This window comes from uncultured Jannaschia sp., assembly GCF_947494055.1.
In the GTDB taxonomy this organism is placed as follows: Bacteria; Pseudomonadota; Alphaproteobacteria; order Rhodobacterales; family Rhodobacteraceae; genus Jannaschia.
In genome coordinates, this window is sequence record NZ_CANLTR010000005.1 from 165616 (window position 1) to 178978 (window position 13363).

General features: G+C 65.0%; 16 protein-coding genes. 7 read left to right on the top strand and 9 right to left on the bottom strand.

The features are described 5' to 3' along the window. Position 1: 1 nt before the first annotated feature. From mnmE to hemJ, 3 genes are all read right to left on the bottom strand, one after another. The gene (gene mnmE, locus Q1A87_RS07240) at positions 2-1288 is read right to left on the bottom strand and encodes a tRNA uridine-5-carboxymethylaminomethyl(34) synthesis GTPase MnmE (RefSeq protein ID WP_299648963.1); all 1287 of its coding nucleotides are present in this window, start codon (positions 1286-1288) and stop codon (positions 2-4) included. A gap of 10 nt (positions 1289-1298) precedes the next feature. After that, positions 1299-2615: a transcription termination factor Rho gene (rho, locus tag Q1A87_RS07245; protein ID WP_299648966.1), complete on the bottom strand. Its 1317-nt coding sequence runs from the start codon at positions 2613-2615 to the stop codon at positions 1299-1301. Positions 2616-2751: 136 nt separating this feature from the next. Next, a complete protein-coding gene (gene hemJ, locus Q1A87_RS07250; protein WP_299648969.1) occupies positions 2752-3189 on the bottom strand; it encodes a protoporphyrinogen oxidase HemJ in 438 nt (145 codons plus the stop codon). A gap of 390 nt (positions 3190-3579) precedes the next feature. On the opposite strand from hemJ, the gene Q1A87_RS07255 reads away from it, so the two are divergent. The 4 genes from Q1A87_RS07255 to dnaQ are packed head-to-tail and all read left to right on the top strand — an operon-like array spanning position 3580 to position 6213. After that, positions 3580-4161, top strand: coding sequence for a nucleoside triphosphate pyrophosphatase (locus Q1A87_RS07255; protein ID WP_299648972.1), 582 nt, complete (start codon positions 3580-3582; stop codon positions 4159-4161). Beyond that, positions 4158-4973 (top strand): shikimate dehydrogenase, encoded by an 816-nt coding sequence (locus tag Q1A87_RS07260; RefSeq protein ID WP_299648975.1) that lies wholly within the window; start codon positions 4158-4160, stop codon positions 4971-4973. The genes Q1A87_RS07255 and Q1A87_RS07260 overlap by 4 nt, the downstream gene beginning before the upstream one ends. Further along, on the top strand, positions 4970-5536 hold the full coding sequence (gene coaE / locus Q1A87_RS07265) for a dephospho-CoA kinase (protein WP_299648978.1): 567 nt from the start codon (positions 4970-4972) through the stop codon (positions 5534-5536). The genes Q1A87_RS07260 and coaE overlap by 4 nt, the downstream gene beginning before the upstream one ends. Next, positions 5533-6213 carry a DNA polymerase III subunit epsilon gene (dnaQ, locus tag Q1A87_RS07270; RefSeq protein ID WP_299648981.1) on the top strand — a complete coding sequence of 227 codons (681 nt, stop codon included), beginning with the start codon at positions 5533-5535 and terminating at the stop codon, positions 6211-6213. The genes coaE and dnaQ overlap by 4 nt, the downstream gene beginning before the upstream one ends. A 1-nt stretch (position 6214) precedes the next feature. On the opposite strand, the gene secB is transcribed toward dnaQ, so the two are convergent. Both secB and Q1A87_RS07280 read right to left on the bottom strand, forming a co-directional pair. After that, positions 6215-6760, bottom strand: coding sequence for a protein-export chaperone SecB (gene secB, locus Q1A87_RS07275; RefSeq protein WP_299648984.1), 546 nt, complete (start codon positions 6758-6760; stop codon positions 6215-6217). An 81-nt stretch (positions 6761-6841) separates the two neighbouring features. Beyond that, a complete protein-coding gene (locus tag Q1A87_RS07280; RefSeq protein WP_299648987.1) occupies positions 6842-7312 on the bottom strand; it encodes an FxsA family protein in 471 nt (156 codons plus the stop codon). A gap of 101 nt (positions 7313-7413) precedes the next feature. Here Q1A87_RS07280 and Q1A87_RS07285 point away from each other — a divergent pair, with 101 nt between their 5' ends. From Q1A87_RS07285 to Q1A87_RS07295, 3 genes are read left to right on the top strand one after another with little or no spacing between them, the layout of a single operon-like run. Beyond that, entirely contained in the window at positions 7414-8073 is a 660-nt protein-coding gene (locus tag Q1A87_RS07285; protein WP_299648991.1) for a Tim44/TimA family putative adaptor protein, read from the top strand. A gap of 1 nt (position 8074) precedes the next feature. Beyond that, a complete protein-coding gene (locus tag Q1A87_RS07290) occupies positions 8075-8965 on the top strand; it encodes an MltA domain-containing protein (RefSeq protein WP_299648994.1) in 891 nt (296 codons plus the stop codon). After that, the gene (locus Q1A87_RS07295; protein WP_299648997.1) at positions 8962-9537 is read left to right on the top strand and encodes a Smr/MutS family protein; all 576 of its coding nucleotides are present in this window, start codon (positions 8962-8964) and stop codon (positions 9535-9537) included. The genes Q1A87_RS07290 and Q1A87_RS07295 overlap by 4 nt, the downstream gene beginning before the upstream one ends. Here Q1A87_RS07295 and Q1A87_RS07300 read toward each other — a convergent pair. The 4 genes from Q1A87_RS07300 to Q1A87_RS07315 all read right to left on the bottom strand — a co-directional run bounded on the left by Q1A87_RS07300 (position 9505) and on the right by Q1A87_RS07315 (position 13249). Continuing rightward, positions 9505-10755, bottom strand: coding sequence for an MFS transporter (locus Q1A87_RS07300; protein WP_299649000.1), 1251 nt, complete (start codon positions 10753-10755; stop codon positions 9505-9507). The two genes, Q1A87_RS07295 and Q1A87_RS07300, sit on opposite strands and share 33 nt — an antisense overlap. After that, positions 10752-12053 (bottom strand): ATP-dependent protease ATPase subunit HslU, encoded by a 1302-nt coding sequence (gene hslU / locus Q1A87_RS07305; RefSeq protein WP_299649003.1) that lies wholly within the window; start codon positions 12051-12053, stop codon positions 10752-10754. The genes Q1A87_RS07300 and hslU overlap by 4 nt, the downstream gene beginning before the upstream one ends. 67 nt (positions 12054-12120) lie before the next feature. Beyond that, entirely contained in the window at positions 12121-12669 is a 549-nt protein-coding gene (gene hslV, locus Q1A87_RS07310) for an ATP-dependent protease subunit HslV (protein ID WP_299649006.1), read from the bottom strand. 13 nt (positions 12670-12682) lie between these two features. Further along, a complete protein-coding gene (locus tag Q1A87_RS07315) occupies positions 12683-13249 on the bottom strand; it encodes an isopentenyl-diphosphate delta-isomerase (RefSeq protein WP_299649009.1) in 567 nt (188 codons plus the stop codon). Between the last annotated feature and the right edge of the window lie 114 nt (positions 13250-13363).

A 13363-nucleotide genomic window follows, 5' to 3' on the forward strand; every position in this document is an offset into this window, starting at 1 on the left:
GTCACTTTCCTAAACAGAACGACGAGAATATCTCGTCTAAAATCCCTTCGACATCAACCCCCCCGATTATACCAGCTAACCGATCCGTGACGAACCCTACATCACTCGCAAGGAGTTCCGCCTCGTCGTCAGAGACACAACGTTCTATTCGATTGAGTTCAACGATTGCAGCGTCGACGGTCTGTAGATCGCGCGATCTTGTTACCAAGCCTGCTTCTCGGGAGAGGGACGAAGCCCGTTCAGATATCAAATTAAGAAGTTCCGGGATACCCTGACCCGTTAGCGCGGAAATTCCGCTATTCCCATCAGCGAGATCAACTTTGGATCGAAGCCGGACATCGCAATCGCGCAATGCCAGAGTAGGATCGCTGTCGCCGTCAGAGGTGTATAGAAAGACACGGAGGTCCGCCTTCTCCGCTCGGTTGCGTGCCTTCTCGACCCCGATCCTCTCTACTGGGTCGTCTGTTTTCCTCAGTCCTGCGGTGTCAATTAAGTTAATCTGGCACCCGTCAATGTCGAGTCTGACTTCGATCAAATCGCGGGTTGTCCCGGCAACTTCCGAAACAATTGCTGCGTCACTTCTCGTCAGCGCATTCAGTAGCGTGCTCTTCCCGACGTTTGGTGCTCCGATGATTGCAACATCAAATCCGTTCCGTATTTGTTCTGCAGCGCCGGAGGCGAGTACCTGGTTCTTTAAAGACTCCTTGACGCCGCGTATCAGCTCTTTGACCTCCGGTCGGACATCCTCGGAAACATCTTCATCCGCAAAGTCAATCGTTGCCTCGAGAAGAGCGCGTGCGCGAATGAGATCGCGGCGCCATCCTTGAACCGTGCGAGTCAGTTCGCCGTCAAAAACGCGCATTGCGTGACGCCGCTGCGCTTCTGTATCTGAGTCGATCAGGTCAGCCAGACCTCGAACCTGCGTCAAGTCGAGCTGATCATTGAGTAGGGCCCGACGCGTGAACTCGCCTGGTTCTGCAAGGCGTGCTAGGCCTGTCTGTCCAATGGCGGTCAGGATCGCCTTCACGACAGCCATGCTGCCATGACACTGCAATTCCACGACGTCTTCACCTGTGAAACTTGCCCGTTCAGCGAAGTACAGGACAAGCGCTTGGTCCAACACCTCACCGTCTGAGCCGTGAAGACGACAGAGCCGCGACATCCTCGGCTCGGGGGGTTGGCCTCCTAGAGCCTTGAGGACATCAATGCTCGCCGGCCCGGATATCCGTACAATTGCGACGCCCGATTTCCCCGGCGCGGTGGCAGGTGCGTAGATCGTCTCCGACACGACCGTGCCGTCAGGAATTCATGGATTCGAAGAAGTCCGAATTCGTCTTCGTCTGCTTCAACTTGCCGATCAGGAACTCGATCGCGTCCGTCGTTCCCATCGGGTTCAAAATACGACGTAGGACAAAAGTCTTCTGGAGGTTCTTGGGATTGACCAGAAGATCCTCCTTTCGCGTACCGGACTTCAGAATATCCATCGCGGGGAAGACACGCTTGTCCGCCACCTTGCGATCAAGCACGATCTCGCTGTTACCAGTACCCTTGAACTCTTCGAAGATCACCTCGTCCATACGGCTCCCGGTATCGATCAGGGCCGTCGCGATAATCGTCAAAGAGCCACCCTCCTCGATATTACGGGCAGCGCCGAAGAAGCGCTTCGGCCGCTGGAGGGCGTTTGCATCGACGCCGCCGGTAAGAACCTTGCCAGAGGAGGGCACCACGGTATTGAAGGCACGACCGAGGCGCGTGATCGAATCGAGCAAGATGACGACATCGCGTTTGTGCTCGACGAGACGCTTGGCCTTCTCGATCACCATCTCGCTGACAGCGACGTGGCGGGTAGCCGGCTCATCGAAGGTCGAGGAAATGACCTCGCCTTTCACGGATCGTTGCATATCCGTGACTTCTTCTGGACGTTCGTCAATCAACAGAACCATGAGGTAACACTCGGGATGGTTCGTTTCGATAGACTTGGCTATATTCTGCAGGAGGACGGTCTTGCCTGTCCGAGGCGGGGCAACGATCAAAGATCGCTGACCTTTCCCGATGGGTGCGACAAGATCGATGATCCGGGCGGAGCGATCCTTGATGGTCGGATCCTCGATCTCCATGCTGAAACGCTCGTCGGGATAGAGCGGCGTCAGGTTATCAAAGCTAACCTTGTGCTTCGCCATTTCCGGATCGGCGAAGTTGATCTGGGTCACCTTGACGATTGCGAAGTACCGTTCGTTATCGTCCGGCGCCTGGATGACACCCTCGACGGTATCGCCGGTGCGCAACGAATGGGCACGAATAACGTCGGGGGAAAGATAGATGTCGTCGGGGCCAGGCAGGTAGTTCGCCTCAGGCGCCCGCAGGAACCCGAACCCGTCCTGCAGGACCTCGAGCACGCCTTCGCCCGAGATCTCCCAACCCTCATCGGCCCGCTCGCGCAGGATGGAGAACATCATCTCGCCCTTGCGCATGGTCGAGGCGTTCTCGATCTCCAGTTCCTCGGCCATGTCCACCAGCGCCTTCGGCGACATCGCCTTGAGGTCGCGGAGGTTCAACGTTTCGGCAGGGCCGGCTTCCGGAGACGTCGGTTCGGTGGGATACTCGTCATCGCGCATGTCATTGCCTCGCAGCGGCATGGCCCCGCTCCCCAAATGGTATAGCGACGCCTCAATTGTGTTTTGGAGATCGGCATTCCGGGCCAGGACGGCCCACCGTTGAGGCTCAGCTATGCGCTGAGATCCGGGAAGTCAATCAGAACGGTCGAGCGATCACTGAAATCACGATGACCACCATCAGCACCGTCGGCACCTCGTTCATCATCCGGTAGCGCCGCCCATCGAGCTTGGCCGTACCGGCTACCAGCCGCTTCCGCTCGCTTGCGCACCAGATATGAAATGCCGTCATCGCAAGAACGCTGGCGGCCTTCACCCAAGGCCAACCCTCGTTCCAGTCGACCACGCCGAGGGCGATCAGGGAAAGCCCGAAAGTCCATGCCGCGATCATTGCCGGCAGCATGATCGCCCGCAGGAGCCGACGTTCCATGACCTCGAGAACGGGGATCATGTCCGGGACGAGGGCGCTCTGCTCCGCGTGGTACACGAACAGACGCGGCAGATAGAAGATGCCTGCCATCCACGCGATGACTGAGATCACGTGTCCAGCTTTCAACCAGAGATAGAGATCTGCCAACTGCGCTCCTCCTGCGCCGTCTCCTACCAGTCAAAAAGAAAGAAAGAAGATGAAGTTGTTTGTAGGGCCTGTGAGAGTCGGGGATTAAAGGTTTTCAACAGGAAATGCATAGCTGGGGAGAACGTCGATGCGCGGGATCCCGAGGTCGGGGATAAAGCGAGAATAGCACGGCTTTCATGGGCTGACTGCTTGTGGAGAATGTTGGGGACGATGCGAGCCACGCCATGTACGGATCCGTTCCTGCACATCCCGGTATCAAACGTTCCACCGGCGGAGAACACGTCGGTGAGGCGGGGAGAACGCCCGACTTGTCCTCGACCACGCGTCCGGTCATTCCTCCCACATGGTTTCCGACAAGCTTCTCCCGCCGGTTCCTCACAGGGTTGTCCCATGCTGATCCTCGCCTCGACGTCGGAGACGCGTCGCATGTTGCTGGCCAATGCCGCGATCCCGTTCGAGGCGCGCCCGTCGCGCGTGGACGAGGCACTGGTGCGGGATGCGCTGTTGGCCGAAGGGCACGGGCCGCGGGAGATCGCCGACGCGCTGGCCGAGATGAAGGCGCTCCGGGTACGAGCCCCGGGTCTCGTCCTCGGCTGCGACCAGACTGCGGACCATGACGGCACGCTCCTGTCGAAGCCGGGCACACAGGAAGAAGCCGTCGCGCAACTCCGTCGCCTGTCCGGCGGAACGCATCGCCTCCATTCCGCTGCGGTCGTTGCGGAAGCCGGCCGGCCGGTCTGGCGTCACGTTGCGACCGTGCGCATGGACATGCGGTTGGCGTCAGAGGCCTATCTACAGGAATACGTGAGCCGGAACTGGGACGAGATCCGTCACTCTGCCGGAAGCTACACGCTCGAGGGGGAGGGCGCGCGTCTGTTCCATCGGGTGGAAGGCGATTACTTCGCCGTGCTCGGCTTGCCGCTCCTGCCGCTCATCGATTTCCTGATCACCCGCGGGGAGATCGCGGCATGAGCGTCCTGGCCGGCGTCATCGGCGACCCGATCGGGCACAGCCGGTCGCCCCGCCTGCACGGGCACTGGCTCGCGCGCTACGGCATCGACGGGCATTACGTCCCGCTCCGCGTGCCGGCGGCCGATCTCGACGAGACGCTCCGCTTGTTGCCGCGGCTCGGCTTCGCCGGCATCAACGTGACCATCCCGCACAAGGAGGCCGTCTTCGATCGTGCCGACGAGGTGACGGACCGGGCGCGCGCCGTCGGGGCGGCGAACACGCTGGTCTTCCGCGACGGCCGCATCCACGCCGACAACACCGACGGGATCGGCTTTCTCGCGAACCTGCGACAGGGCGCACCGAACTGGCAAAGCGACCGTCCGGCTATGGTTCTCGGCGCGGGCGGCGCGGCGCGGGGGATCGTGGATGCGCTACTGACGGCGGGCGTGCCCGGGGTGACGCTCGCCAACCGGACCACCGCGCGGGCGGAAGCGCTCGCGGACATCTTCGGTGACTGGACACAGGTCGTTCCCTGGACGGAAGTTTCGGACGCACTGGCGGGGCAGGGGCTCCTGGTCAACACGACCAGCCTCGGCATGACGGAGCAGCCGCCCCTGACACTCGACCTGCATGCATTGCCGGAGGAGGCCGTGGTGACCGACATCGTCTATACGCCGCTCGCGACGCCGCTCCTGCGCGCGGCCGCCGCGCGGGGCAACCCGGTCGTGGACGGTCTCGGCATGCTGCTGCATCAGGCCGTCCCTGGCTTCGCGGCATGGTTCGGCACGACGCCCGAGGTCGATGACGACCTTCGCCGGGCGGTGCTTGCGTGATCCTCGGACTGACCGGGTCGATCGGCATGGGGAAGTCTACGACCGCCGAAATGTTCCGCGAACTCGGCGTGCCGGTCTGGGATGCGGATGCCACCGTACACCAACTCTACGCCGCAGGGGGCGCAGCGGTCGCGCCGATGGCAACGGCATTCCCAAAGGCGGTGCGAAACGGCGCCGTGGACCGCGAAGTCCTGCGCCGCATCGTCGCCGCTGACCCCGACGTGCTTCCGAAGATCGAAGCCATCGTGCATCCCCTCGTGGCGGCGCACCGCATGACCTTCCTCGAGGCCGATGCTCCTCTCGTCGTGCTCGATATTCCGCTCCTCTTCGAGACCGGCGCGAACGCGCAGGTCGATCGCGTCGCCGTCGTCAGCGCCCCGCCGGAGGTGCAGAAGTCCCGCGTCCTCGGCCGTGGCACGATGACGGAGGCGGAGTTCGAAACCATCCTGTCGCGGCAGGTGCCGGATGCTGACAAGCGGGCACAAGCCGACTACATCATCGAGACGACCGACATGGGGACGGCGCGCGCCACCGTCGCGACCATCGTGAAGGAGCTGACGTGAGAGAGATCGTCCTCGATACCGAGACGACCGGGTTCGAGCCGGAGACCGGCGACCGGATCGTGGAGATCGGCGCGGTCGAACTCGTCAACCACGTCGCCACGGGCGAGATCTATCACCAGTACATCAACCCCGAACGGAGCATGCCGCAGGGTGCGTTCGAGGTGCACGGGTTGGGCGACGACTTCCTGAAGGACTATCCGGTCTTTCGGCAGGTCGGGCAGGCGTTCCTCGACTTCATCGGCGACTCGAAGCTCGTGATCCACAATGCCGCCTTCGACATGAAGTTCCTGAATGCGGAACTCGAATGGATGGGCTTGCCGCGCCTGCCGATGGACCGGGCGATCGACACGCTGGGCATCGCGCGGGCCAAGTTCCCCGGCGCGCCGGCCTCGCTCGATGCGCTCTGCCGCCGGTTCGGTGTCGACAACTCGTCGCGTACCAAGCACGGCGCGCTTCTCGACAGCGAGATCCTGGCGGAAGTCTATCTGGAGCTGATCGGCGGGCGGCAGCCGACCATGTCGCTGGTCGCGCAGGGCACGAGTCGGCAGACGGGGCAGGGCAACTGGACGCCCGGCCCGCGACCCGTGCCCCTGCCGCCGCGCATTTCGGAGGCAGAACGCGTCGCCCATGCCGCCTTCGTCGACGGCCTGGGCGACGGGGCGCTCTGGCGGCGCTAGCTCAGGACGGCTTCTGCTGGCCGCTCTCGGCCTGCATGCGGCGCGTGACCTCGTTGCGATAAAGCGCGACGAAGTCGATGTTCTCGAGGTTGAGCGGCGGGAAACCTCCATCGCGCGACACGTCGGAGACGATGCGGCGCAGATACGGGAACAGCATCCGCGGGCATTCGATCATCAGATAGGGGTGCATCTGGTTCTCGGGCACGTTCGAGATCGCGAAGACGCCGGCATAGTCCAGCTCCATCGCGAAGATCGGTTCGTCCGCGCCCTTCACCTTGCCGGTGACGTTGAGCTTCACGGCGACCTCGTACTGACCCTCCGCACTGCGCTTCTTCGCTTCGAGCCCGACCTTCACGCTGATGTCGGGCTGTCCTTCCATCGCGCGGCCCTTCTGGACGGCCACGTTCTCGAAGGAGAGGTCACGGATGAACTGGCCCAGCACCTGCATTTGCGGCATCTGCTGCGGCTGGGCCGCGCCGTTGGTGGCGCCTTCGGGCTTGGTCTCTTCGGGATTCGGAGCGTCGGTTGTCTGGTCTTCGTCGGCCATCTGGCGTCATCCTCGGGTCAGAAAAAGGTTGCGCCCCGATACCAGAGGGGCCGGGACGTCACAACCGAGGCGGCGCAAGGGTCAGTCGCGGGTCCAGCCCGAGGGGCCTCCACGACGCGGAACTTCCACATATTCGCCCTCGACCACGTCGTCGCGAGCAGGTGGCTGCTCCCGCATGGGTTGTCCGCCGACGGTAAAGGATTTGACCTCGATGCGCTGCCGTACGTGACGCATCACCGCATCCCGCACGCCTGGCACCAAGAGCGCGAACCCAATGGCGTCGGTGAAAAAGCCGGGCGTTAGCAGCAGGAGCCCCGAGGCGAGGATCATCGCGCCATGTGCGAGCGGGCGTGTCGGATTGCTCAGCCGATCCAGCGACTGCTGAATGCGACGCAGCTCCGCCAATCCCTGCTTGCGCACCAAATATGTCCCGAGCGCCGCCGTGACGACGACGATGGCGAGCGTCGGAAAGAGACCGATCAGGCCACCCACCTGGATGAACAACGCGATCTCGATGATCGGGACGGCGACGAAAATCGCGAACAACCACATGGTATGGGCCTCCTTCGGTCGGGATCGCTTCCCTTGATCCCCATACCGTCTTACTTATGTGCGGGGTTCGGGATACCAAGCCCACGCGCCCGGAGAGAAGGATGAACCATCCCGTGATACAGCTTCTGGTCCTCGCCGCGATCGCTCTGTTCCTCGTGATCCGGCTGAAGAACGTGCTCGGCACGCGCACGGGGTTCGAGAAGCCGCCGGCGGTGGACAATCCGCGTTCGGATACCGTGCGCCGCGACTTCGAGGTGATCGAGGGCGGGCCGGACCGCGACATTATCGACCATGTTCCCGATGGCAGCGAGAGCGCCAAGGCGCTTGCCGTGATGAAGCAGACCGAGCCGGGGTTCAGCGTGGACGAATTCGTTGGGGGTGCCCGGCAGGCCTACGAGATGATCCTGATGGCCTTCGAGAACGGCGACCTGTCGTCGGTGCAGGATTTCCTGGCGGAAGATGTCTACGACGCTTTCCTGTCGGTCATCTCCGACCGGGAAGACAGGGGGCTCCGGGTTCACGCAAACTTCGTCGGCGTGCGCGAGACGGCTCTGACGGACGCGGAGTTCGACCCGACAACATCGGAAGCTGAGATCACGCTGCGTTTTGTCGGCGAGATGACGAGCGTCGTGCGCGATGCCGAGGGCAAGATCGTCGAGGGCGATCCGAACGAGATCAAGAAGAGCCGCGACGTCTGGACCTTCGCGCGCGTGATGGGCACCGGCGATCCGAACTGGAAGCTCGTCGCCACCGGGGGCTGAGATGGCCCCCCTCGAGGCCCCGCCAGCCGCCCCCGAAACGGGGCGGCCTTCGTTTGCCGGTCTGCTCGGGTGGATGCAGGACGACTTGGCCGCGGCGCTCGATGCGTATCTCAGGAACCCGCCGGGCCCCCTGTCGGAGATCGCCCGGGCGGCATCCGACCCGCGGGCCTTCTTCGAGGCGCGCTTCCAGTTGGGCCCGACGATGACCGGGCATTTCACCGGCTATTACGAGCCTGAACTTCCGGGCGCCCTCGAGCCGAGCGATGCCTTTCCCGTCCCGATTCATGCTATGCCGTCCGGCCTCGTCACCGCGCCCCGCGCGGAGATCGAGCCGCTGCTGGCGGGCCACGAGATCGCGTGGCTCCGCGACGAGGTGGATCGCTTCTTCCTTCAGGTTCAGGGGTCGGGGCGCATCCGGCTTGAGGATGGCGGGACGTTGAGGGTCCGCTTCGCCGGTCGGAATGGTCATTCCTACCGCTCGATCGGCAAGCTTCTCGTCGAGCGTGGCGTGTTCGACGCGGATATCGACGCCGAGACGCTGAAGACCTGGCTCCGGGCCGATCCCGTGCGCGGCCGGGCCGTGATGGCGGAGAACCCGAGCTACGTCATGTTCGTCGCCCTCGATCTGCCCCTCGAGTCCGGCCCGATGGGTACGCTCTGTCCGCTGAGCGGCGGACGCTCGCTCGCGGTCGATCCCGAGCAGACGCCGCTCGGTACGCCGGTCTGGGTCGAGACGGACGGGATCTCGCGCCTCTGCATCGCGCAGGATACCGGTGCGGCGATCCGCGGCTCGGGCCGGGCGGATCTGTTTTTCGGCACGGGCGATGCCGCGGGTCGCGCGGCGGGGCGGTTCAACCATCCGGGACGGTTCACTCCGCTCCTGCCGCGATGAGGCGGCGCAGGCTGACGCCCGAGGATCAGGATATCTGGTCCCGCTATACCCGCACGGCGGAGGCGTTGGACCCGCCGCGGCAGGAGCCGCTGGACGCATCTCCGCCCGTGCCCAACCCGGACCCGCCCGCACCGCAGGTTCGGCCGTTCCGGCTCGGTGAACGCGCGAAGATGCGCAACAGCTCGCACGCCCTCGCGCCCTCGATCGCCGAAGAGGTCCGCGCCGCGCCGCTTCGGATGGACGCCAAAGCGCACAAGCGGATGACGTCCGGCAAACTCCGCCCGGAAGGCAAGCTCGACCTGCACGGCATGACGCTGGAGCAGGCGCACCCGGAGCTGACGCACTTCGTCCTGATGTCCCACGCGGCGGGCAAGCGGCTGGTGATCGTCGTCACCGGCAAGGGCAAGTCCCGCCCCGCCGAGGGGCCGATCCCGGCCCGGCTGGGCGTGCTGAAGCATCAGGTGCCGCAATGGCTCCGCATGGCGCCGCTTGCCCCCGTCGTCCTGCAGGTCTCCGAGGCGCATAGGCGCCACGGGGGCTCAGGCGCGTACTACGTCTATCTGCGACGGTAGATCCGCTTTCGCACGCTGCACCGCGTACGCCGCGATCAGGCCGGCGCAGGCGAAGTAGGCGGCGATGGCGATGGCCTGGTGCGGCAGGTCGATGCCGTGGTCGATCACGACGCCCGTCAGGCCGGGTCCGATGGCCGTGCCGAGCACCATGATCGACGCGCCGAGCGCCTTGATCGCACCGATGTGGCGCGTGCCATAGAACTCCGCCCAGAAGGCCGTGGGCACGGTCGCCTGTGCCCCGGACCCGATCCCCATGATCACGAGAGCGACCGCCCCGGCCCAGAGGGTGTCCGCCCCCGCGAGCAGGTAGAAGGCCACGACGAACGGGACCATGTAGAACTGGATCAGCCGCCCGGACCCGATCCGGTCGAGCACCGCGCCGGAGAGTAGCGTCACGCTGACGACGGAGACCGTGTAGATCGGCAGGAGCGCGACGAAGGACGCGTGGGTCCAGCCCTTGGCCATCGCGAAATGCACCTGATGGAAGAACAGCGCCGTGCCGAAGGCGGGCGGGCCGAGCAGGAGCGGGATCATCGCCCAGAAGAGCGGGTGTCGCAGCACCTCCATACGGACCCAGTGCCGGTTGCCCATGCCCGTCGAGGCGGACTCGCCCGCTAGCGAGGCCGGCGTGCGCTCGGCTCGCAGCAACCGTAGCAGGATAGGGATCGACAGGAGCGTGAGGCCCGCACAGCCAACCCAGAGGAACCGCCAGTCCGTTACCGACATCAGGTAGACGAACAGGATCGGCAGGGTCGCCTGTCCGATCGCGAAGCCGAGCGAGGCGATGGAGAGCGCCTTGCCGCGGGAGGCCACGAACCACCGTGCCATCGCCACGTTGGCCAGATGCGTCATCATGCCCTGGCCCATGAACCGCAGCGCGAAGATCGCCAGCACCAGCATCACGAGGCCGTTCGTCGCGGCCATCAGCAGGCACGCCCCTGCCAGTCCGCCGCAGACGAGCGTCGCGAGCCGTCGGATACGCAGCCGGTCCGCGATGCCGCCGGCGAAGACCATGGCCAGCGCCGATGCGCAGGTCGCGAAGGTATAGATCAGGCCCCAGGTCCCGTCGGTCAGGCCGAACGCGCCCATCACCTCGACGGCGAAGATCGCGATGAACACCGTCTGCCCGAACGACGAGGTGAACGCGATCAGCGCCCCCGCAGACAGGAAGGCGGCGTTGTCGTGCAGGAACCGGGCGAAGCCGGTTTCCCGGCTCAAAGCACGTAGCGGGAGAGGTCCGCGGACCGGGACAATTCGCCGAGCTGGGCCTCCACGAAGTCTGCGTCGATCACCACATCGCTGCCGCCTCTATCCGGCGCCTCGAAGGACAGTTCCTCGAACACACGCTCGAGCACGGTGTAGAGCCGCCGCGCGCCGATGTTCTCGACGCTCTCGTTCACCTGCGCGGCGATCCGGGCCAGCGCGGCGATCCCCTCGTCGGTGAAGCTGACCGTGACCTGCTCCGTCGCCATCAGCGCGGTGTATTGCCGGGTCAGCGCGTTGTCCGTCTCCGTCAGGATGCGGACGAAGTCGTCCTCGGTCAGCGCGCGCAGCTCCACGCGGATCGGCAGGCGCCCTTGCAGTTCGGGCAGAAGGTCCGAGGGCTTGGCGATGTGGAACGCGCCCGACGCGATGAAGAGGATATGGTCGGTCTTGACCGTGCCGTGCTTGGTGGAGACGGTCGTGCCCTCGATCAGTGGCAGCAGGTCGCGCTGCACGCCTTCGCGGCTCACGTCGGCACCCCGGGCATCGGCATTGCGGCAGACCTTGTCGATCTCGTCGATGAAGACGATGCCGTTCTGCTCGACCGCGCGGATCGCCTCGCGGGTGACGGTCTCCGCGTCGAGCAGCTTGTCCGCTTCCTCGTCGATCAGCAGGTCGTAGCTCGCCGCGACCGTCAGGCGCTTCTTGACGTTTCGCTGGAACGCCTTGCCGAACATCTCGCCTAGCGAGGCCATCTGGTCGCTGCCCGGCTGGCCGGGGATGGCGAAGCCGCCCATCGGGTTGGAATTGTCGGTCACCTCGAGCTCGATCACCTTGTCATCGAGCTCGCCCGCGCGAAGCTTGCGGCGGAACGACTCGCGCGTGCCTTCCCGCGACTGGTCGCCGGCCAGCGCCGAGATCACCCGCTCCTCGGCAGCAGCATGGGCCTTGTCCTTGACGTCCTCGCGCATCTGCTCGCGGATCATGATCTGCGCCGCATCGACCAGATCGCGGACGATCTGCTCCACGTCGCGGCCGACATAGCCGACCTCGGTGAACTTCGTCGCCTCGATCTTGAGGAACGGCGCGCGGGCGAGCTTGGCGAGCCGGCGGCTGATCTCGGTCTTGCCGACCCCGGTCGGGCCGATCATCAGGATGTTCTTCGGATAGACCTCGTCGCGCAGGTCGTCGCCGAGCTGCTTGCGCCGCCAACGGTTGCGCAACGCCACGGCGACGGCGCGCTTGGCGTCCTTTTGGCCGATGATGAAGCGGTCCAGTTCGGACACGATCTCGCGCGGGGTCAGGTCGGTCATTCTCGGTCTCCTTCCCGCGCCTACCTAAGCGGCCTGCGCGCGAACGCAATGTCGCGGCAGCGGGCTGTCAGCCGAGCGTCTCGACCGTCAGGTTGCCGTTGGTGAAGACGCAGATATCGGCGGCGATCTGCATCGCCCGGCGGGCGACCGTCTCGGCGTCGAGGTCGGTGTCGATCATCGCACGGGCCGCGGCCAGCGCGTAGTTCCCGCCGGACCCGATCGCGGCCACGTCGTGCTCGGGCTCGAGCACGTCGCCCGCGCCGGTGATGACGTACATGTCCTTGCCGTCGGTGACGATCAACATCGCCTCCAGCTTCTGGAGGTACTTGTCGGTCCGCCAATCCTTGGCGAGCTCGACGCTCGCACGCGCGAGTTGCCCCGGCGTCGCCTCGAGCTTTTTCTCCAGCCGTTCGAGCAGGGTGAACGCATCCGCGGTGGAGCCGGCGAAGCCCGCCACGACGTCGTGGCCGCCCGGCGACAGGCGGCGCACCTTGCGCGCGGTGCCCTTCATCACGGTGTTTCCAACGCTGACCTGGCCGTCGCCCGCGATCACGACGCGCCCATTCTTGCGGACGCCGATGATGGTCGTGCCGTGCCAGCCGGGAAATTCGCTCATGTCGTCCTCCTGCTCACCCGTCGCCATATGTGACGGGATCGGCCGTCTTGCCACCCCCGGGCCGGATGCGATCCCGATGATCGGCCATGTAGATCCGCAGCCAGGGGGTGAAACGCGACGGTTCGGCGGCGATCTCCGCGGCCAGCGCATCCAGCCCGATCCAGCGGTGGTCGCGCACTTCCTCGGGATCGGGCACAAGCGCTAGGTCCGGTCCGGCGAGCCCGACGAACAGGTCGACGACCTCGTGCTCGATCAGGCCGCCACCCACCTCGGCACGGTATTCGAGCGTGCCACGTGCCTCGAGCGGCAGGCCGGTGATCCCCAGTTCCTCCCGCAGGCGACGGGTAGCGCAACGAGCGGACGGCTCGTTCCAGTGCGGGTGGGTGCAGCAGGTATTCGCCCAGAGGTTCGGCGTGTGGTACTTGCACGCCGCCCTTCGCTGCAGGAGCACGGCGTCGCCGCGCAGCACGAAGACCGAGATCGCCTTGTGCCGCAGCCCCCGTTCGTGGGTCTCGAGCTTCGGCATCGGGCGCAGCGTCCCGTCCACCCAGGCGGGAATCATCGTGTCGTCGGCTCGCATTCGAACTCCCTGTCGGCCCGGAGGCACCGCGCCCGTCTAGAGGCGCCGTGCCGTGAAGTGAAGCTCGGCCGAGACGTGTCAACCGATGTCGGCCGGAGAGCGCGAGCGAACGGG

Coding starts and splice junctions, on each gene's coding strand:
- rho (WP_299648966.1), bottom strand. CDS start 2,615: ATGCGCGATGACGAGTATCCCACCGAACCGACGTCTCCGGAAGCCGGC.
- Q1A87_RS07255 (WP_299648972.1), top strand. CDS start 3,580: ATGCTGATCCTCGCCTCGACGTCGGAGACGCGTCGCATGTTGCTGGCC.
- Q1A87_RS07260 (WP_299648975.1), top strand. CDS start 4,158: ATGAGCGTCCTGGCCGGCGTCATCGGCGACCCGATCGGGCACAGCCGG.
- secB (WP_299648984.1), bottom strand. CDS start 6,760: ATGGCCGACGAAGACCAGACAACCGACGCTCCGAATCCCGAAGAGACC.
- Q1A87_RS07280 (WP_299648987.1), bottom strand. CDS start 7,312: ATGTGGTTGTTCGCGATTTTCGTCGCCGTCCCGATCATCGAGATCGCG.
- Q1A87_RS07285 (WP_299648991.1), top strand. CDS start 7,414: ATGAACCATCCCGTGATACAGCTTCTGGTCCTCGCCGCGATCGCTCTG.
- Q1A87_RS07290 (WP_299648994.1), top strand. CDS start 8,075: ATGGCCCCCCTCGAGGCCCCGCCAGCCGCCCCCGAAACGGGGCGGCCT.
- Q1A87_RS07295 (WP_299648997.1), top strand. CDS start 8,962: ATGAGGCGGCGCAGGCTGACGCCCGAGGATCAGGATATCTGGTCCCGC.
- hslU (WP_299649003.1), bottom strand. CDS start 12,053: ATGACCGACCTGACCCCGCGCGAGATCGTGTCCGAACTGGACCGCTTC.
- hslV (WP_299649006.1), bottom strand. CDS start 12,669: ATGAGCGAATTTCCCGGCTGGCACGGCACGACCATCATCGGCGTCCGC.
- Q1A87_RS07315 (WP_299649009.1), bottom strand. CDS start 13,249: ATGCGAGCCGACGACACGATGATTCCCGCCTGGGTGGACGGGACGCTG.